Source organism: Streptococcus oralis subsp. dentisani, from assembly GCF_002096685.1.
In the GTDB taxonomy this organism is placed as follows: Bacteria; Bacillota; Bacilli; order Lactobacillales; family Streptococcaceae; genus Streptococcus; species Streptococcus oralis_AD.
This window is the reverse complement of sequence record NZ_NCVA01000040.1, coordinates 155,946-175,173: the sequence shown is the minus strand read 5'-3', so window position 1 is coordinate 175,173 and position 19,228 is coordinate 155,946. Positions and strand designations below refer to the sequence as shown.

General features: G+C 43.7%; 17 protein-coding genes. 9 read left to right on the top strand and 8 right to left on the bottom strand.

Translation table 11 applies throughout. From position 1 onward, the window contains the following. Positions 1–51: 51 nt before the first annotated feature. The gene (locus B7705_RS05335; RefSeq protein WP_084948326.1) at positions 52–1,113 is read right to left on the bottom strand and encodes a M24 family metallopeptidase; all 1,062 of its coding nucleotides are present in this window, start codon (positions 1,111–1,113) and stop codon (positions 52–54) included. Continuing rightward, positions 1,106–3,937, bottom strand: a complete 2,832-nt coding sequence (gene uvrA / locus B7705_RS05330; protein WP_084948324.1) for an excinuclease ABC subunit UvrA — start codon at positions 3,935–3,937, stop codon at positions 1,106–1,108. The genes B7705_RS05335 and uvrA overlap by 8 nt, the downstream gene beginning before the upstream one ends. 136 nt (positions 3,938–4,073) lie before the next feature. Between uvrA and B7705_RS05325 the strand changes: the two genes are divergently transcribed. The 5 genes from B7705_RS05325 to B7705_RS05300 all read left to right on the top strand — a co-directional run bounded on the left by B7705_RS05325 (position 4,074) and on the right by B7705_RS05300 (position 7,788). Then, positions 4,074–5,018, top strand: coding sequence for a magnesium transporter CorA family protein (locus B7705_RS05325; RefSeq protein WP_084925459.1), 945 nt, complete (start codon positions 4,074–4,076; stop codon positions 5,016–5,018). A 12-nt stretch (positions 5,019–5,030) separates the two neighbouring features. Beyond that, complete coding sequence (locus tag B7705_RS05320) at positions 5,031–5,708, top strand: DUF1129 domain-containing protein (protein WP_084948322.1); 678 nt, start codon at positions 5,031–5,033, stop codon at positions 5,706–5,708. A gap of 15 nt (positions 5,709–5,723) precedes the next feature. Next, positions 5,724–6,071 carry a TfoX/Sxy family protein gene (locus tag B7705_RS05315; protein WP_000331825.1) on the top strand — a complete coding sequence of 116 codons (348 nt, stop codon included), beginning with the start codon at positions 5,724–5,726 and terminating at the stop codon, positions 6,069–6,071. Positions 6,072–6,384: 313 nt separating this feature from the next. Then, entirely contained in the window at positions 6,385–7,419 is a 1,035-nt protein-coding gene (locus tag B7705_RS05305) for a S66 family peptidase (protein WP_084948321.1), read from the top strand. A 105-nt stretch (positions 7,420–7,524) separates the two neighbouring features. Then, positions 7,525–7,788 carry a SemiSWEET family transporter gene (locus B7705_RS05300; protein ID WP_000166112.1) on the top strand — a complete coding sequence of 88 codons (264 nt, stop codon included), beginning with the start codon at positions 7,525–7,527 and terminating at the stop codon, positions 7,786–7,788. Between the two features lie 79 nt (positions 7,789–7,867). Here the strand turns inward: B7705_RS05300 and B7705_RS05295 are convergent, their stop codons facing one another. The 3 genes from B7705_RS05295 to B7705_RS05285 are packed head-to-tail and all read right to left on the bottom strand — an operon-like array spanning position 7,868 to position 10,282. Continuing rightward, on the bottom strand, positions 7,868–8,434 hold the full coding sequence (locus tag B7705_RS05295; protein ID WP_000166572.1) for a DNA-3-methyladenine glycosylase I: 567 nt from the start codon (positions 8,432–8,434) through the stop codon (positions 7,868–7,870). A gap of 9 nt (positions 8,435–8,443) precedes the next feature. Continuing rightward, a complete protein-coding gene (gene ruvA, locus B7705_RS05290; RefSeq protein WP_000273410.1) occupies positions 8,444–9,037 on the bottom strand; it encodes a Holliday junction branch migration protein RuvA in 594 nt (197 codons plus the stop codon). A gap of 12 nt (positions 9,038–9,049) precedes the next feature. Next, positions 9,050–10,282, bottom strand: a complete 1,233-nt coding sequence (locus B7705_RS05285; RefSeq protein WP_000657467.1) for an MFS transporter — start codon at positions 10,280–10,282, stop codon at positions 9,050–9,052. A gap of 172 nt (positions 10,283–10,454) precedes the next feature. Here B7705_RS05285 and B7705_RS05280 point away from each other — a divergent pair, with 172 nt between their 5' ends. Next, positions 10,455–10,961 carry a helix-turn-helix domain-containing protein gene (locus tag B7705_RS05280; protein ID WP_008277272.1) on the top strand — a complete coding sequence of 169 codons (507 nt, stop codon included), beginning with the start codon at positions 10,455–10,457 and terminating at the stop codon, positions 10,959–10,961. A gap of 141 nt (positions 10,962–11,102) precedes the next feature. On the opposite strand, the gene mutL is transcribed toward B7705_RS05280, so the two are convergent. Continuing rightward, positions 11,103–13,052: a DNA mismatch repair endonuclease MutL gene (gene mutL / locus B7705_RS05275; RefSeq protein WP_049478942.1), complete on the bottom strand. Its 1,950-nt coding sequence runs from the start codon at positions 13,050–13,052 to the stop codon at positions 11,103–11,105. A 208-nt stretch (positions 13,053–13,260) separates the two neighbouring features. On the opposite strand from mutL, the gene B7705_RS05270 reads away from it, so the two are divergent. Next, on the top strand, positions 13,261–13,701 hold the full coding sequence (locus tag B7705_RS05270) for a LytTR family DNA-binding domain-containing protein (protein ID WP_000861944.1): 441 nt from the start codon (positions 13,261–13,263) through the stop codon (positions 13,699–13,701). Beyond that, positions 13,698–14,156 carry a DUF3021 domain-containing protein gene (locus B7705_RS05265; protein WP_000743970.1) on the top strand — a complete coding sequence of 153 codons (459 nt, stop codon included), beginning with the start codon at positions 13,698–13,700 and terminating at the stop codon, positions 14,154–14,156. Before B7705_RS05270 ends, B7705_RS05265 begins: the two co-directional genes overlap by 4 nt. A gap of 41 nt (positions 14,157–14,197) precedes the next feature. Here the strand turns inward: B7705_RS05265 and mutS are convergent, their stop codons facing one another. Continuing rightward, positions 14,198–16,732, bottom strand: a complete 2,535-nt coding sequence (gene mutS, locus B7705_RS05260) for a DNA mismatch repair protein MutS (protein WP_084948319.1) — start codon at positions 16,730–16,732, stop codon at positions 14,198–14,200. Between the two features lie 50 nt (positions 16,733–16,782). Further along, entirely contained in the window at positions 16,783–17,229 is a 447-nt protein-coding gene (gene argR / locus B7705_RS05255) for an arginine repressor (RefSeq protein WP_061418468.1), read from the bottom strand. A gap of 147 nt (positions 17,230–17,376) precedes the next feature. Here argR and argS point away from each other — a divergent pair, with 147 nt between their 5' ends. Then, positions 17,377–19,065, top strand: coding sequence for an arginine--tRNA ligase (argS, locus tag B7705_RS05250; RefSeq protein ID WP_084948317.1), 1,689 nt, complete (start codon positions 17,377–17,379; stop codon positions 19,063–19,065). Positions 19,066–19,228 lie beyond the last annotated feature (163 nt).

The window sequence follows — 19,228 nt, the reverse complement described above, 5'->3', positions numbered from 1 at the left end:
TCTATCAGTATAAACCTTTAAAATATAAAAGTCAACGATTTATCTCATTTTTTAGATAACAATCAATTCTTTTGGAGCAAGTGTCAATAACTCACAACCGTTATCTGTAATTAAGATATCATCTTCAATACGAACCCCGTATTTACCTTCAATATAAATGCCCGGTTCATCAGTCAAGACCATACCAGATTTAATGACTTCTTTGGAAGTTTGGCTAAAGTAGGGTTCTTCGTGGATGTCCAGTCCGATACCGTGTCCGATACCATGTGTAAAGTATTCTCCATAGCCTGCTTCCACAATGATATCACGAGGAATTTTGTCAAAGTCACGGAAACCTAGACCTGCCTTGGCTTGGTCAACCAGAGCTTGGTTAGCTTTCAGAACTGTGTTGTAGATTTCTGCCTGCTCGTCACTGACATGACCGAGGTAGATGGTCCGTGTCATATCGCTAACATAGTGGTCGTAGAGACAGCCGAAGTCCATGGTGATGGCTTCTCCCGCTTCAACCGGTTTGTGCATTGGATGGGCATGGGGTTTTGAAGAGTTGATACCACTTGCTAAAATGGTATCAAAAGACAAGCCAGATGCTCCTAGCTCCCGCATACGGAAGTCAAGGAAGTTGGCAATTTCGATCTCAGTTTTTCCAGGTTTGATAAAGTCAAGTGCATCGCGAAAAGCTTGGTCTGAGATAGAACAAGCCTTGCGAATAGTCGCAATCTCTTTCTCATCTTTAATCATACGGAGCGCTTCAACAAACTGAGTCTGTGGAAGCAAGTCAATTCCTGCAAAAGCTGCCTGCATACGGTGGTAATAAGAAACCGCAATCTCGTCCTCAAAACCGACCCGAGACAAGCCCATATCCTTAACAATGCCTGCAATAACAGCCAATTCATCGCGGTCAGCCACAATCTCAAAACCTGTCACTTCTTGCTTAGCTGCAATGATATAGCGAGAGTCTGTCACCAAAATCTGACGGTCACGGCTGATAAAGACTGTTCCATTTGAACCCCAAAAACCAGTCAAATAATAGACGTTTTTAAGGTTGTTGATGATGATACCATCTAGTTCTTTTTCTTGCATTTTAGCTAGAAATGCTTGTACACGTTTATTCATGATGTAACTTTCCTTTCAAATAGTGTCCTGTGTAGCTGGCTTCATTGCCCGCTACTTCTTCTGGAGTTCCTGTTGCGATGATGGTTCCACCACCGACACCGCCCTCAGGTCCTAGGTCAATAATATGGTCTGCCGTCTTGATGACATCCAAATTGTGCTCGATGACGAGGACTGTATTGCCATCGTCGACAAAGCGAGCTAAGACCTTGAGCAAGCGAGCAATGTCCTCAGTATGAAGCCCTGTCGTTGGCTCATCCAGAATGTAGAAAGATTTTCCTGTCGAGCGTTTGTGGAGTTCACTAGCTAACTTCATACGCTGGGCTTCTCCACCTGAAAGGGTGGTAGCCGGTTGCCCTAGCGTTACATAGCCAAGCCCTACATCCTTGATGGTCTGAAGTTTGCGTTGAATCTTAGGAATGTGTTGGAAGAACTCTACCGCATCGTTGACGGTCATATCCAAGACTTGCGAGATATTCTTTTCCTTGTAGTGGACTTCAAGGGTTTCACTATTGTAGCGGGTTCCGTGGCAGACCTCACAAGCAACGTAAACATCTGGCAAGAAATGCATCTCAATCTTGATAATCCCGTCACCTGAGCAGGCTTCACAACGACCACCCTTGACGTTGAAACTGAAACGGCCCTTCTTGTAACCACGAATCTTGGCTTCATTTGTCTGGGCAAAGAGGTCACGTATATCATCAAAAACTCCCGTATAAGTAGCTGGGTTAGACCTTGGCGTCCGTCCGATAGGGCTCTGGTCAATGTCAATCAAGCGGTCTACATGCTCAATCCCTGTGATAGTTTTAAACTTACCAGGCTTGTCTGAGTTGCGATTGAGTTTTTGAGCAATGGCTTTTTTGAGGATACTGTTGATTAAGGTCGATTTCCCTGAACCTGACACACCTGTCACTGCGATGAATTTTCCTAATGGGAAACGAGCAGTGATATTTTGCAAGTTGTTCTCACGCGCTCCCGTCACCTCGATAAAACGACCATTTCCGGAACGGCGCTCTGTTGGCACTGGAATGGCACGTTTACCTGATAGATATTGACCTGTGATGGACTTGCTGTTGCGAGCCACCTGCTTGGGTGTTCCTGCAGCAACAATCTCCCCACCAAAAACACCGGCACCCGGACCGACGTCGATTAGATAATCCGCCTCTCTCATGGTATCCTCATCGTGTTCTACCACGATCAGGGTATTCCCCAAGTCACGCATCTTTTTCAGACTGGCAATCAGGCGGTCATTATCCCTCTGGTGAAGACCGATGGACGGCTCATCCAGGATATAAAGGACACCTGATAAATTGGACCCAATCTGGGTTGCTAAGCGAATACGCTGGCTCTCCCCGCCTGAAAGGGTTCCTGCCGAACGCGACAGGGTCAGATAGTTAAGACCAACATTATTGAGGAAGGTCAAGCGATCCTTGATTTCCTTGAGAATGGGACGGGCAATGATGGCTTCATTTTCAGATAAGGTCAGCTGGCTCACTAATTCCAAATGGTCTGCGATAGACAGGTCCGAAATTTCACCGATATGCGGTCCTTGCTCACCACCCACACGGACAGACAAGGCCTGGTCATTGAGACGGTAGCCGTGACAAGTTCCACAGGTCAGCTCATTCATGTAGAGGCGCATCTGGGTGCGCGTGTAGTCACTATTGGTTTCATGGTAACGACGCTTGATATTATTGACAACTCCCTCAAAAGGAATGTCAATATCGCGCACACCACCAAATTCATTCTCATAGTGGAAATGGAATTCCTTGCCATCTGAGCCGTAGAGAATCAAGTTCTTATCTTCTTCTGACAAATCCTCAAAAGGCTTATCCATATCTACTCCAAAGGCTGTCATGGCCTGCTCTAGCATGTTTGGATAGTAGTTGGATGAGATAGGATTCCAAGGTGCTAGGGCACCCTCACGCAAGGTTTTGCTGGCATCAGGAACCACCAAATCAGTATCCACCTCCAGCTTGATGCCCAAACCGTCACACTCGCTACAAGAGCCAAAGGGAGCATTAAAGGAGAAGAGACGAGGCTCTAACTCTGGTACGGTAAAACCACAAACCGGGCAGGCATAGTGCTCAGAGAAGAGCAACTCCGAATCGTCCATAGTGTCGATAATCACATAGCCTTCTGCGATACGAAGGGCAGCCTCAATGGAGTCAAAGAGACGGCTACGGATACCCTCCTTGATGACAATACGGTCAACCACGACATCGATATTGTGTTGCTTGCTCTTGGACAACTCTGGAACTTCAGTCACATCATAGACCTCCCCATCCACACGGACGCGGACATAACCATCTTTCTGAACCTTTTCAATGACACTCTTATGCTGTCCTTTTTTCTTACGGATAACTGGTGCTAAGATTTGCAGGCGCTGGCGTTCTGGCAATTCCAAAACCTTATCCACAATTTGCTCCACAGAAGAAGCCTTGATAGCTCCATGCCCGTTGATACAGTAAGGCGTCCCCACACGTGCGTAGAGGAGACGCAGATAGTCATTGATTTCAGTCGTAGTTCCCACGGTTGAGCGAGGGTTTTTGCTAGTCGTTTTCTGGTCGATGGAAATAGCTGGGCTGAGACCATCAATGGCATCCACATCTGGTTTTTCCATATTGCCCAAAAACTGGCGAGCATAGGCTGATAGACTCTCCACATAGCGACGTTGCCCCTCGGCATAGAGGGTATCAAAAGCCAGACTGGATTTCCCAGAACCCGACAAACCGGTCACGACAACCAACTTGTCTCGCGGAATCTCCACATCGATATTTTTTAAGTTATGGGCACGCGCCCCATGAATCACAATTTTATCTTGCATCTTTGTTCTTTCTAGTCCATTATTGCTTTCCATTATACCAAAAAATGTGAAATTCTATTACCCAAAAAGCTGTTTTTATAGTATAATAGTACGGTGCAAAAAATGAATCACTGAATAGTAGGAAAGGATAGGGGATATGAAACAAGTTTTTCTCTCAACAACAACTGAATTTAAAGAGATCGACACGCTTGAACCGGGTACTTGGATCAACCTCGTCAATCCTACACAAAATGAATCGTTGGAAATCGCCAACGCCTTCGATATCGACATCACCGACCTCCGAGCACCACTTGATGCGGAAGAAATGTCCCGTATTACCATCGAAGATGAGTATACTTTGATCATCGTAGACGTTCCCATCACAGAGGAGAGAAACAACCGCACCTACTACGTAACGATTCCGCTGGGAATTATCATCACCGAGGAAACCATTATCACCACCTGCTTGGAAGCCCTCCCAGTTCTTGATGTCTTTATCAACCGTAGACTGCGTAACTTTTACACCTTCATGCGTTCACGCTTTATCTTCCAGATTCTCTACCGCAACGCTGAGCTTTACCTTACGGCCCTTCGTTCGATCGACCGTAAGAGTGAACAAATCGAAAGTCAACTTCACAAGTCTACTCGAAACGAAGAACTGATCGAGCTCATGGAATTGGAAAAGACCATCGTCTATTTCAAAGCCTCACTTAAGACAAATGAGCGCGTGATTAAGAAATTGACCAGCGCAACTAGCAATATCAAGAAATACCTAGAGGACCAAGACCTGCTCGAAGATACCCTGATTGAAACCCAACAGGCCATCGAGATGGCAGATATCTATGGAAACGTCCTTCACTCTATGACAGAGACCTTTGCCTCTATCATTTCCAACAACCAGAACAACATCATGAAAACCTTGGCACTCGTGACCATTGTCATGTCTATCCCGACCATGATCTTCTCAGCCTACGGGATGAACTTTAAAGATAATGAAATCCCTCTAAACGGTGAGCCACACGCCTTCTGGTTAATCGTCTTTATCGCCTTTGCTATGAGTGTCTCACTCACTCTCTATCTCATCCATAAAAAATGGTTCTAAGAGGAATCCCCTATGTCTCAGATTGATTTACAAAAACTAACCAAGAAAAACCAAGAGTTTATCCACATCGCTACCCAACAATTTCTCAAAGACGGCAAAACAGATGCTGAAATCAAGACTATCTTTGAAGAAGTTATTCCCCAAATCCTTGAAGAGCAAGCCAAAGGGACGACTGCACGTTCCCTCTACGGGGCTCCAACCCACTGGGCTCATAGCTTCACTGTCAAGGAGCAATATGAAAAAGAGCATCCAAAAGAAAATGACGATCCAAAACTCATGATTATGGACTCAGCCCTTTTTATCACCAGTCTCTTTGCATTGGTTAGCGCTCTGACTACCTTCTTCTCTACAGATCAGGCTATTGGCTATGGGTTGATTACCCTCTTGTTGGTTGGACTTGTAGGAGGACTTGCCTTCTACTTGATGTACTACTTTGTCTACCAGTACTATGGACCAGACACAGACCGTAGCCAACGTCCTCCATTCTGGAAGTCAATCCTCGTTATCCTGGCTTCTATGGTCCTTTGGTTGGTTGTCTTCTTTGCAACAAGCTTCCTACCAGCAAACCTCAATCCAGTCCTTGCTCCATTGCCTTTGGCTATCCTGGGAGCTACCCTTCTCGCTCTTCGCTTCTATCTCAAGAAACGTTTCAATATCCGAAGTGCAAGCGCGGGCCCATCACGTTATTAAGAAAAGTGAAACGCTATGGCATATAGTCAATCTTTAGCTCAGCAGATTCGAAAAATTCTAGCACTCAAACTTCCTCCCCAAATTTTCGAAGAAGAGCTAGAAGAAAAGAAACTGTTTGGTGGCCTGGCCTTTATGATTCGTGGGAAAATGGTCCTTACAGTCAGTTCCAGAAAGGACGAGCTGGTTATGGTGAGAATTGGCAAAGAAATGGAAAAGCAAGTTCTACCCCGAACAGGAGCTCATACCACATTGATGAGAGGGCGACCTTATCATGGCTATATAGACCTAGATATCGAAGGTCAAAAAGAACTTCCTTACTGGATTGATTTAGCCCTCTCCTATAATCAAGAGTTGACCAAGTAACTCATATCTAGTGAGATTAGAAAAACGAAAAGCAACTGCACAGGCGGTTGCTTTTTCACTTGCTTTCTTGAGATTCAATAGTACTTCTGACTCTAATTCCTATAGTTTTCTCTCATCTTTTGTGATAGAATAGGCTCATACTCAATGAAAATCAAAGAGCAAACTAGGAAGCTAGCCGCAGGTTGCTCAAAGCACTGCTTTGAGGTTGTAGATAGAACTGACGAGGTCAGTAACATATATACGGCAAGGCAAAGCTGACGTGGTTTGAATTTGATTTTCGAAGAGTATCAATCTATTTCTAGGAGGATGAGATATGGTTTCTACTATTGGTATTGTTAGTTTGTCTAGTGGTGTTATCGGAGAGGATTTTGTCAAATACGAAGTCGACTTGGGTCTCCAACGTCTCAAGGATTTGGGACTCAATTCTGTCTTCTTGCCCCATTCGCTAAAAGGGTTAGACTTTATCAAGGACCATCCTGAGGCGCGTGCAGAGGATTTGATGCAGGCCTTTTCTGATGATAGCATCGACATGATCCTATGCGCCATCGGTGGGGATGATACCTATCGCTTGCTACCCTACCTTTTTGAAAACGACCAGCTCCAAAAGGTTATCCAACAAAAGATTTTTCTTGGCTTCTCGGATACAACCATGAACCACCTTATGTTGCACAAACTAGAGATTAAGACTTTTTATGGGCAATCCTTTCTAGCTGACATTTGTGAATTAGACAAGAAGATGTTGCCCTATAGCCTCCACTACTTTAAAGAACTGATCAAGACAGGAAGAATCTCAGAAATCCGCCCTAGCGACATTTGGTATGAGGAACGAACTGATTTTAGTCCCAAGGCTCTGGGAACAGCTCGTATCAGTCATGTAAATACAGGCTTTGATTTGTTGCAAGGAAATGCTCAGTTTGAGGGAGAAATTCTCGGTGGTTGCCTTGAATCACTCTACGATATCTTTGACAATTCTCGATACGCAGACAGCACGGACCTCTGCCAAAAGTACAAACTCTTCCCTGACTTATCCGACTGGGAAGGAAAGATTCTCTTGTTAGAAACAAGCGAAGAAAAGCCTGAGCCTGAGGATTTCAAAAAGATGTTGCTGGCTTTGAAAGAAACTGGGGTATTTGAGGTCATCAGCGGACTCTTGGTCGGAAAGCCAATGGATGAAACCTTCTATGACGACTATAAGGAAGCACTATTGGATATCATTGATAACAATATCCCGATTGTCTATAATCTAAATGTCGGCCACGCAACGCCAAGAGCCATTGTTCCCTTTGGCGTCCATGCCTATGTAGATGCACAGGAGCAAGTCATTCGCTTTGACTATAACAAAAAATAAACAATTTCTCCATTTTTGTGCTTTGGTATTGATTTTCGTTACAATTTGTGTCTGAATTTATTGCATTTTGCTTATTTTTATGATATCTTTTTGAAGGAGGTATATATGACTAAACAAAAAATAAATCAAATTGTCGGTTCAATCGGGGCCTTTATCGGGATTATTGTATTTATCGCCTACATCCCACAAATTTTTGCCAATTTACAAGGCAACAAAGCTCAACCATTCCAGCCTTTATCCGCAGCAGTATCTTGTTTAATTTGGGTTATTTACGGATGGACAAAAGAACCTAAGAAGGATTGGATACTAATTATTCCAAACTCAGCCGGCGTTGTCTTAGGTGGACTGACATTTCTCACTGCACTATAAAAATTACTAGCATATAATCAAAAAGCTGAGAAACTCATCTCAGCTTTTTCTATATTCTCAGATAATTAGACGCCTGCACTCACTTATTTCCGCTTTTCCACTCACAATCATTTTCGTGGTCGTCAATCAGACCTGCCGCTTGTAGAAAAGCTAAAACTGCGACTGGACCTGTGAACTTGAAGCCTCGTTTTTTGAGATCTTGAGATAACTTTTCAGACAAGGCTGTTTTAGCAGGTGCTAGGTGATAGTCAGGAACATCATTCACGATCGTTTTTCCCTCAACAAAGGACCAGAGATAAGCGTCAAAAGAGCCAAAGGTTTTCTGGACTTGTAAAAATGCTTGGGCGTTGGCACGCGTCGCAAAAATCTTGGCTCGATTTCGAATGATGGCTGGATTCTCTAACATGGCTTCCAACTCCCCATCTGTCATTTCCGCGACCTCTTGAATTTGATAGCCATGAAATGCTTCTCGGAATCCTTGGCGTTTGTTTAGTACCGTTTCCCAAGATAGACCCGACTGGTAAGTTTCCAAACAAAGCAACTCAAAAAGAGCACGGTCATCATGAAGGGGTTGGCCCCACTCTTCATCATGATAGGCCACATATAATGGGTTGTTCATTTTAACCCAACCACAGCGTTTTGTCATAAAAATCTCCTATTTTACCAACATCTTAAGGGCCGACTTGATATAGTTCTCAGCTGTGTCTGTCGTTCCTTCAAAGAATTTCTTGATTTTCTTAAGCTCGGTTGCCTTGTAGCCCAGTGCCAACATGGCTTCCATAGCTTCTTCCAGTTCTTGGTTTTCAGCGCTGGTTTGCACTGCCACCTTGGCAGGAAGGTCATCACTAGCCACGACTACCTTGCCTTCCAAGTCCAGCACCATCTGTTGGGCTGTTTTCTTGCCAATTTTAGGGAACTTGGTCAAGTAGGTGATGTTCTTAGTCTCGATCGCCTGAACCAAGCCAGCATTGTCATCGGCAGCGATAATAGCAAGAGCTGACACAGGACCAATCCCTGAGACCGAAATCAAGCTGAGAAAGAGCTTCTTCTCGTCTTCTGAACGAAAGCCGTAAAGCAGATGGGCATCCTCACGGACAACTTGGTGCACATAAATCTGAGTTTCTTGATTGACCTGACCTGAATAGGCATAAGGATTGGCCACATGCAGGATATAGCCGATACCGTTAGCTTCTAGGACGATGTATTTAGCAGTGATTTTGGTAATGATTCCTTTTAGATATTCGTACATAATTTTCACTTTCTATAATTGATTTGCAATTCCTTGTAAATGCGCTGCTCTGATGATAAGAAGCAACCCAAGTACTGCACACACAATAAAAACGAGCCAAACACCTACAGCACCTGTTGCAGCGCTGATAGAAATCATCGCCCCCGCTAAAATAGACGCTAAAGGCTGCGCCATATTAAGGAAACCTGAGTAGGTTCCGAGCTTATTCTCATTCATCATTTCCGCCCGCAAAACTTGGCTTGGCGGCATGCAGATGAGTTCCCCCATAGTATAGAGAATGGCTAGCAAAAACAGAGCCCAGAAACTCCTGAAGACAATGGTGAAAAGCATACCCAAGTCAAAGATAATACTTCCCAATAAAAACTGCGGTATGAGCTTCATTTCCTTGGTCAAACGATTGGCAGTCGTTATGAAGCAAACAATAATCAGGGTATTGATAAAGACCATGATACTGAGCATCTTAGCTCCTGAAATATGAATACCGAAAATACTACTCGCGATGAATGACTCTTTCAAATGAACGGGTATATAATTGTCAATTTGCAACCAGATAACACCATTAAATACAGTCCCTAACGTATAAAGTAGGAAAATTTTGTCCTGAAAAACAGAAGCATAATTTTTCACAGTTGCCAAAGGACTGCTACCATGCTCAAAGACCAGATTAGCTGGCTTGCTTTCTGAAAAATATTTCCAAGCGAGGAAAAAATTCAAGAAGCTAATTACCGTCAAAACCAGAAGCAACTCAAAAAAATGGTGGTCGTAAAAGAAACCTGCAAGCCCTGCTCCTAACATAACGGATACATTGACAAACCAATAACTAATCGTATAAACGAAACGGCGATTTTGCTCGTCGGTCAAATCAATAATCATCGCATCAATAGCCGGCCAAGAGAAAGTTCCTGCGGTCTCTGCCAGCAACATTCCGACAAAAGTCAAAAAGGGAAAAATATGATTAGGCATATTTGCCAGCAGCACAAGAAAGTAGCCACTCGCAAGACCAAAGTTTCCCCAGTCAATGACTTTCTTACGTCCCCAAAGATCCGCCAAATGTCCACCATACAGCCCAGCTAAAAAACCAATGAGTTTGGTTGTGATCATCAATAACCCCGCCCAAAAGGCTCCAAAATATTGAACATAGTACATGGCCATAAAAGGAGTAATGGCACTCTCTAAAATCCGTGCTACAAAGCTCATCCATTCCCGCATTTGAATTTGCTTGGGGAGGGCAAAAAATTCTTTCATCTTTCATTCCTTTTTCATAATTTCTTCGCTTTTTCTTACCTAGTATATCATATTTTTTTGCTGAAAACTGCAAACACAAGTGCAACCGGTGGTTGACAAATTGTACAGGAGATTGTATTCTCTTTATAAGTAAAAATTGTTAGGATAGAAGTAGAAAAAGGAGGATAGAATGATGAAACTCGCAGAAAAACTATTTGAACTCCGAAAGGAAAAAGGTTGGTCCCAAGAAAAGCTAGCAGAACAAATCAATGTTTCTCGGCAAAGCATCTCCAAATGGGAGTCTGGACAAGTCCTTCCTGAAATCGAAAAAATCATTGAAATAAGCAAGATTTTTCAAGTGACAACTGACTATCTACTACTGGATGAAAGCATTGAAAAAGTTTCCACAGCAGTGATTTTGGAGGAAGACAAAGACAACTACTATAAAAAGGTTAAATCCTTTGGTCTTTGGCAGGTGATTTATATTTTTGTATTGGCTCTGGCTATCTATCTCTTTTTAGCCGGTTCTAGTTTTCCAGCTGAATTCACCGCTTGGATCTGGCTAACCTTCGTTCTCTTAATCGCTTCTGCTGTCGCTATCAATAAGGTTCTCAAAACCAAACAACGTTATCTTGATAAGGTCATTGGTCTTGAGACTCCTTCAGACAACGACGATTCTACAAAGCCTGGAATCACCTAATTCAGTTTTCACAACATTTTTATAGAACTGGTCTTGTCAAGCAAGTGTAAATATCGTGTCAAGTTGCCCATGTCCAATCAAGTTCCCACCTTAGAAAAACTAAAAAGCCTTGTTCAAAAGGAACAAAGGCTTTTTGTGTTCTTAATATTTCCCCAACTCACGAAGACTCGTATGATTTTCCTGAATGCGTCGGAACATTTTTTCCATATCTGACTTGGTAAAATGCACCAAAACGGGACGTCCGTGTGGACAGTTGTAGGGGTTATCACATTGAGAAAGCTGATAAAGGAGCTGTCTGGCTGAATGGTCATCGATACGGTGATTGGCCTTGATCGACCGCTTGCAGGACATCATGATAGCCAGCTCTGCTCGGTATTTCTTGATCGAAACTTCTTTAGTTAAGAGGAGCATATCGCACATCTCATAGATACCAGATTCGATTTCCTCTTCGGCCATCCAAATAGGATGTTCACGCAGGATAAATTGATTTTCTCCATACTCTGCTAGAAAAACACCTACTTCCTCTAGGAGAGGCATTCTTTCTCTAAGACGAAGGGCATCATCCGCAGGAAATTCAAAGATGTAGGGCACTAAGAGTTGCTGCTGACTCTGGTCAACATTGCCGATGCTTTCACGGTATTCCTCGTACTTAACCCGCTCCTGAGCTGCATGCTGGTCAATGATATAGAGTCCATCTCGCCCCTGGGCAAAGAGATAAGTCCCGTGCATCTGTCCGAAAAATTCCAATTCTGGAAAGCTTGATGATTCTTCTCGCTCCAGCTTATCATAGGCTTTATCGAGACTAGCAAGGTCCAACTCTGGATGGTCTAGTTGGTCATAGCTAGCTGGCTTTCTCTCTGCAAAATGCAGTTTTGCAGGCTTGGTCAACTGGTCCAAGGTTTCCTTGGCAAACAGGGTTAAATCCTGTCTTTCTTCAGTCAAGCCTACTTGATGGTCTGAAACCTCAACTTGAGTCGGTCTTGTTACTTCTGTTTGTTCATAGTAAAGCGTATTTTCTTTGAGTGGGAGAATGGTCTGCTCTACCTTTTGACGATTACGAACGGTCGACTTGGCAAGATTTTCTAAAGCATCAGGTATCAAGGCTTGTTCCTTGAGACTATTTGAAATAGCCTCTGAAAGCAGCGCCATCAGTTCTCTTTCCTTAGAAATCCGCACTTCTTGCTTGGTCGGATGCACATTGACATCTGCCAAATAAGGATCAATATGGATGTGAATGACAGCCAGTGGAAAACGCCCTACCATGAGCTTGCTTCCATAACCGTCAAGAATAGCACGGTTGAGTAGAAAGTTCTTGATATAACGGCCATTGATGAAGAGGCTGATATAGTTGCGATTTGCTCGGGTTAACTCAGGCAGAGACACAAAACCTGTAATTTCGAAATCTAAGTCAGAGTTCTCAATTTCAATCATCTTCTTAGCACTCACCAAACCGTAAATCCCTGCGATGGCTTGACGCAGTTGACCAGTCCCTGCTGTCCGCGTCATTTCCTTGCCATCACTGATTAAACTAAAAGAAATCTCGGGATGAGCCAATCCCAGACGGTTGACAATATCAATGATATGAGACAGCTCAGCTTGCTGGCTCTTCATATACTTGAGGCGGGCAGGTGTGTTGAAAAAGAGGTCCTCCGCACAAACCTTGGTCCCCACAGGACTAGTCGCTGGAATGACTTCCTCAACTTCACCCCCACGCGCAACGAGCTTAGTCCCATGACTCGCACCATCCACCGCTGTCAACAGAGTCAGCACACTGACAGAAGCGATAGAAGGCAGGGCTTCACCACGAAAACCGAGTGTCCGAATCCGAAAGAGGTCTGCTTGATTTTTTATCTTACTGGTCGCATGTCGACGCAGGGCCAACTCCACCTCATCGTGGGCAATTCCATGACCATTATCTGTGATTTGAATCTTCTTAAGACCAGCTTCCTCAATCTCAATGATAATCTGGCTAGAACCCGCATCAATGGCATTTTCTACCAACTCTTTGACCACACTGGCAGGACGTTCAATGACCTCTCCTGCCGCGATCTGGTTTGCCAACACTTCTGGCAATTCAATAATATGAGACATCTTTCAGCCCCTTTCTGTATCTATTTTCCTAGAAATTGATTAGTGCTATTATACCATATTTCAGATGTTACCAGAAAAAGCAAATACCACATAGACTCCAAATCTCTCCACATAGACAAAAGCTCTTGCCATGGGTCGTAAAATAGTGTTTAATAAAGGTGTACAGGAAGTGATCACAATTTTGTATGAAATGTAAGGAGGGAAATTTATGAAAGTAGAACTACAGATTAAGGAGACTTATGAGGAGGAAAAGCTGATTGTCCAAACTCCTCAGCCGACCGAAAAAGTCCAGAAAGTCATCGAGTTCGCAGAAAATCTTGACCAAAAAGAAACAATCAAAGGAAAGATTGATGACCAGGTCTATCTAGTTAAGATTAGCAAGATTCAACGCTTCTATATCGAGAATCGCAAGGTTCTTGCAGAAACTGCATCTCATACCTACACTATTGATTTGCGTCTCTATCAAGTTCTTGACATTCTGCCGACCACATTTATCCAAATTTCCCAATCAGAAATCGTCAATATCGACTCCATCTCTCATCTCAAGCTCACGCCCAACGGTCTGGTTGAAATTTTCTTAAAAAATGAAAGCTTCACCTACTCTTCACGCCGTTACCTAAAAACCATCAAGGAGAAATTAGAACTATGAAAAAACAAATCTTTCACGATGCAGCCGCTGGTGTACTTATCGGCCTCATCCTCTCTATCCTCTTTTCACTCATTTATGCACCAAATACCTATGCCCCACTAAGCCCCGAGTCTCTTATCGGCCAAGCGATGGCTCAACATCAGGTTCACGGTGCTCTAGTCTTGCTCTACTGTATGGTCATCTGGTCAGCTATCGGTGTTCTCTTTAGCTTTGGCAGTCGTTTATTCAGCCGTGACTGGAGCTTGCTCCGTGCCACACTTTCCCATTTCTTCCTCATGCTGGCTGGCTTTGTTCCACTAGCAACTCTGGCTGGTTGGTTCCCCTTCCACTGGACCTTCTATCTCCAGCTCATTCCAGAGTTTGCGATTGTCTACCTTATCATCTGGACTATCCTCTATAAAAGAGAAGCTAAAAAAGTGGACCACATCAATCAACTTTTGGCCCATAAAAAGTAATATAGAAAAACCCACTCACAAATGCATGAGTGGGATTTTTTTTATAATTTTTGTTTGAACTCAACTAAGACATTCATAGCCTGCATAGGTGTCATGTTGTACACATCCAGTTGAGCTAATTCTGCTAGGATAGGATGTTCTTCAGGCGTATCAAAGAGAGAAATCTGTTCCGTGACGGCGCTAGTTTGCCTCATCGGAGCTGGGCTTTCTTGTCCCTGACTCTCCAGTTGTGTCAAAATCTTATCCGCTCTTGCTAAAAGTTCTCCCGGTAAGCCAGCGATCTTAGCAACATGGATACCGTAGGATTTATCAGCAGGTCCTGGTTCGATCTTGTGAAGGAAGGTCACGTGCCCACCCTGCTCCAAGGTTGCCACGTGAACATTGACCAAGTGCTCCAAACTGGACTCCAGACTGGTCAACTCATGGTAGTGGGTCGCAAAGAGGGTTTTGGCTCCGATATGTTCATGAATGTATTCGATGATGGACTGGGCAAGAGCCATCCCATCATAAGTCGCAGTTCCTCGACCTAACTCATCAAAGAGAATCAAGGAATTCTTGGTCGCATGCGAAATGGCATTGTTGGCCTCCATCATCTCCACCATGAAGGTTGATTGACCTGAAACCAAGTCATCCGCTGCTCCAATGCGGGTAAAGATAGCATCGAAAATAGGCAAATAGGCGCTCTCAGCCGGCACATAAGAACCCAGCTGGGCCATAACCGCTGTCATAGCTAACTGGCGCATGTAGGTAGACTTCCCGCTCATGTTGGGCCCTGTAATCAATTGAATGCTGGTATCTTCTGACATCTGGATACTATTTGGAATATAGGTCTGGGCTCCCATGACCTTTTCGACAACAGCATGACGCCCTTTCTGGATATCGATTTGTGAGTCGTCACCGAACTCAGGTCGAATCAAATGCTGGGTTTCAGCTACAACCGCCAGACTTTGCAAGACATCAACTGTCGCAATTCCTTGAGCTAGAGCCTGCAAACGCTGGATGTACTTGCTGACTTCCTCACGGATACGCATAAAGATTTCATACTCTAGGTTGGCTGACTTCTCACGCGCCTCCAGCATATCTCCCTCGATACGGGCCAATTCCTCAGTTCCAAAGCGTTCCGAGTTTTTCAGCGTTGCCTTGCGGAAAAAGTGTGCTGGTACATTTCCCAGTTGCGAATTAGTCACATGGAAATAATAGCCATCCTTCTTATTGTAGTCAATCTTGAGCGTACTGATGCCAGAGTTCTCTCTCTCCTTGGCCTCAATCTCAGCAATCCAACTGGTCCCTTCTCTGAGCACTCGACGGTATTTATCCAAAGTCTCATCAAATCCCGTCCGAATAATGCCACCTTCCGTAATCACGTGAGGAGCTTCAGGAGCAATGGCAGCGCTAATCAAGCTCTCCAACTCTGGAATAGCATCCAACTGTTCGATGAGATAGGCTAGAGCAGGTTGCTCCATTGCCTCTAAAATCGCTCGAATCCGTGGCACACTGGATAAGGTGGTCGCCAACTGCAAGAGATCCTTGGGATTGGTCTTGCCAAAAGAAACCCGACTAGCCAAGCGTTCGATATCATAAACACCCTTGAGACTGTCTGTTAAATCACTGCGCTCAAAGAAGTGGTCAAGAAAGACCTGCACCACCTCTTGACGTTGGACGATTCGCTCCTTATCAATCAAAGGACGATGGATCCAAGAACGCAAGAGTCGCATACCCATAGCTGTTTTGGTTTCATCCAAAAGCCAGAAAAGACTGCCTTGCTTCTTGCCTGAACGAGCATTCTCAACCAAATCCAGACTAGCCTTTGTCGCATAGTCCATCTGTAAGAAATCTTTGATTTCATAGCGGATAACTGGTTTGAGATGGTTCAATTCCCGCATCTGGGTCCGGTGAACATACTGGAGCAGCTTACTAGCTGCTGCTTGCTCCACAGATGCCAGTCGTGGATCCAGTAAATGAATATCCTCAAAGCCATCCTTCTCATAAGAAAGCACCAGATTCATCTGACGGCTGAGGATTTGTTCTTCTTCCTCAGACAAGTCATAACCCATCACCACTTCTCGAGCCTTGAGGTTACGGATTTCCCCACAAACCAGCGTGAAATCCAATAAACCCGTCACATAAAAGTCACCGGTCACCAGATCCATATAAGCTAGGCCAAATTGATTGCCATCACGATCTATGGCAACCAAGAAATTGTTCTGACTATCTGGCTTACTGCTATCAACGACTGTACCGGGTGTGATGACCTGAACCACCTCTCGCTTGACAACCCCAACCGCTTGTTTAGGGTCTTCCATCTGCTCGGCAATAGCCACCTTATAGCCCTGCTCAATCAAAACATCAATATACTGCTGGGCAGAATGATAGGGAACACCAGCCATGGGTATCGGATTTTCTGCATTTTTATTACGACTGGTCAGTGAAATCTCTAAAATCTGCGCCGCATTGACCGCATCTTCATAAAACAGCTCATAAAAATCACCCATCCGAAAGAGCAAAAAAGCATCTGGATATTGCTTTTTAATATCCACATACTGTTGCATACCAGGTGATAGTTTTTCTGTCGTCATATTGGCTCTCTCCTTGTCAAAAATAAGGCTTGGGAACAAGTCCCAAAACCCTATTCATCCTTCATCAAATCTAGCAAACGCTCTTCCATGAGCTTGGCAACATGCTGGTCTCGACAAATAACCAGTAAGGTATTGGCACCAGCAACCGTCCCTAAAATCGCCTCGTCCTTATTTTCATCAACAATATTTGCTAAGACAGCCGCTTCTCCCAGCTTGGTATGAAGTACCAAAGTAAACTCTGCTCTCGCAACCCCTTCTAGATGATGCGACAAAAATTCTACCAAATCAATCTTTTCTGTTTCATTCGCTAGCACATAATATACCATACCATTTTTCTTAACCTTGATCAAGCCGATCTCGCGCAGGTCGCGAGACAAGGTCGTTTGCGTCACAAAGACATTCCGAACTTCTAGGCGATCTTGGATATCCTTTTGTGTAGCTAGTTTTTCCTCAGTGATCATCTTTTTAATCAATTGGTGCCGTTCTTTTTTTCTCATATCAACCTCTTACATGAATATTTATAACCGATTTCGGGTTTATTTTTAGATATAATTATACCAAAAAAACTGAATAATTCAAAAAAATCTTTCTTCTTTCACTAAATTTATGATAAAATAGAATAAAAGTCCAAAAGGAGCCTACTTATGAGCACAAAAAAACTGATTGCTAGTGAATTGGCTAGCGTCATCGATAGCCTAGATCAAGAGGCTATTTTAAATTTACTAGAACAACCAAAAAACTCTGACATGGGAGATATCGCTTTTCCTGCTTTCTCACTTGCAAAAGTCGAACGCAAAGCCCCGCAAATGATTGCTGCTGAAATCGCTGAAAAAATCAACAGCCAAGCCTTTGAAAAAGTTGTTGCAACTGGTCCTTACGTCAACTTCTTCCTTGATAAATCTGCTATTTCTGGAGCAGTTATCAAAGAGATCATTGAAAAAGGATCTGACTACGCTCAACAAACGGAAGGCAAAGAGCAAAATATCACGATTGACCTATCAAGTCCAAACATCGCAAAACCTTTCTCAGTAGGTCACTTACGTTCAACTGTTATCGGAGATGCTCTTTCTAATATCTTTAAGAAAATGGGCTACAACACTATTAAAATCAACCACCTTGGAGACTGGGGTAAACAGTTTGGTCTTCTCATGGTTGCTTATAAAAAATGGGGGAGTAAGGAAGCCGTAGAAGCTAATCCAATTGACGAATTGTTAAAATTGTACGTTCGCATCAATGCTGAAATCGAAAACGACCCAGCTCTTGATGAGGAAGGGCGTCTTTGGTTTAAAAAATTGGAAGATGGCGATCCAGAAGCAACTCAACTCTGGCAATGGTTCCGTGACGAAAGTTTGGTTGAGTTCAACCGCATTTACAAACTGTTGAACGTTGAATTTGACAGCTTAAACGGGGAAGCCTTCTACAACGATAAGATGGATGAGGCCGTGCAAATCCTTGAAGAAAAAGGTTTGCTAGAAGAATCACGCGGCGCTAGCATTGTCAACCTCGATGATGTTGAACTTCCACCCGCTATGATTAAGAAATCTGACGGTGCAACCCTCTACATCACACGTGACATTGCGACAGCTATCTACCGTGCACGTGCTTACAATTTTGTTAAAAATGTCTACGCAGTTGGTCAAGAGCAGTCTAACCACTTTAAACAGTTAAAAGCCGTCTTGAAAAAGATGGGATTTGACTGGAGCGATGATATGATTCACGTAGACTTCGGTTTGGTAACCAAGAATCGTCAAAAGCTCTCTACTCGTAAAGGAAACATCATCCTGCTTGAACCAACTCTCCAAGAAGCCATCACTCGTGCCAAAGCTCAAATCGAAGCGAAAAATCCTGACCTCGAAAACAAGGATCAAATCGCCCAAGCTGTTGGGGTTGGAGCTGTCAAATTCTACGACCTCAAAACGGACCGCAGAAATGGTTACGACTTTGACCTCGAAGCTATGGTTTCCTTTGAAGGTGAGACTGGTCCATATATCCAATACGCTTACGCACGTATTCAGTCTCTACTTAGAAAAGCAGATTTCCAACCAAATGCTCAAGCAAATTACAGTCTAAATGATGCTGAAAGCTGGGAAATCATCAAACTTCTCCAAGACTTTGCCCGTGTCATCAAACGCGCATCTGTCAACTACGATCCATCGCTCATTGCCAAGTATGCAATCAGCTTGGCTCAAGCCTTCAATAAATACTATGCCCACACTCGTATCTTGGATGAAAGTCCAGAGCGTGACAGCCGTCTAGCCCTCAGCTACGCAACAGCTGTTGTTCTCAAAGAAGCCCTTCGTTTGCTTGGAGTAGAAGCACCAGAGAAGATGTAAATCGCCAAAGTTACTTGATTGCAAAGCAATCTAAGTAACTAACACCAAATCCCTTATAGGATTTGGCTAGGCGCTTCACTAGTTCTGGGACATAAATATTATCGATTTATGTCCCAGAACGTCGTAACCAGTACGAATTGCCTAAACGCTTCACTATTATCTC

Bases quoted from the DNA above. Each gene is read 5' to 3' on its own strand.
- B7705_RS05265 (WP_000743970.1), top strand. From the start codon at position 13,698: ATGAAAAAACAAATCTTTCACGATGCAGCCGCTGGTGTACTTATCGGC.
- ruvA (WP_000273410.1), bottom strand. From the start codon at position 9,037: ATGTACGAATATCTAAAAGGAATCATTACCAAAATCACTGCTAAATAC.
- B7705_RS05335 (WP_084948326.1), bottom strand. From the start codon at position 1,113: ATGAATAAACGTGTACAAGCATTTCTAGCTAAAATGCAAGAAAAAGAA.
- B7705_RS05280 (WP_008277272.1), top strand. From the start codon at position 10,455: ATGAAACTCGCAGAAAAACTATTTGAACTCCGAAAGGAAAAAGGTTGG.
- B7705_RS05295 (WP_000166572.1), bottom strand. From the start codon at position 8,434: ATGACAAAACGCTGTGGTTGGGTTAAAATGAACAACCCATTATATGTG.
- B7705_RS05300 (WP_000166112.1), top strand. From the start codon at position 7,525: ATGACTAAACAAAAAATAAATCAAATTGTCGGTTCAATCGGGGCCTTT.
- B7705_RS05325 (WP_084925459.1), top strand. From the start codon at position 4,074: ATGAAACAAGTTTTTCTCTCAACAACAACTGAATTTAAAGAGATCGAC.
- B7705_RS05320 (WP_084948322.1), top strand. From the start codon at position 5,031: ATGTCTCAGATTGATTTACAAAAACTAACCAAGAAAAACCAAGAGTTT.
- argS (WP_084948317.1), top strand. From the start codon at position 17,377: ATGAGCACAAAAAAACTGATTGCTAGTGAATTGGCTAGCGTCATCGAT.
- B7705_RS05305 (WP_084948321.1), top strand. From the start codon at position 6,385: ATGGTTTCTACTATTGGTATTGTTAGTTTGTCTAGTGGTGTTATCGGA.
- mutS (WP_084948319.1), bottom strand. From the start codon at position 16,732: ATGACGACAGAAAAACTATCACCTGGTATGCAACAGTATGTGGATATT.
- B7705_RS05270 (WP_000861944.1), top strand. From the start codon at position 13,261: ATGAAAGTAGAACTACAGATTAAGGAGACTTATGAGGAGGAAAAGCTG.
- mutL (WP_049478942.1), bottom strand. From the start codon at position 13,052: ATGTCTCATATTATTGAATTGCCAGAAGTGTTGGCAAACCAGATCGCG.
- B7705_RS05285 (WP_000657467.1), bottom strand. From the start codon at position 10,282: ATGAAAGAATTTTTTGCCCTCCCCAAGCAAATTCAAATGCGGGAATGG.
- uvrA (WP_084948324.1), bottom strand. From the start codon at position 3,937: ATGCAAGATAAAATTGTGATTCATGGGGCGCGTGCCCATAACTTAAAA.
- argR (WP_061418468.1), bottom strand. From the start codon at position 17,229: ATGAGAAAAAAAGAACGGCACCAATTGATTAAAAAGATGATCACTGAG.
- B7705_RS05315 (WP_000331825.1), top strand. From the start codon at position 5,724: ATGGCATATAGTCAATCTTTAGCTCAGCAGATTCGAAAAATTCTAGCA.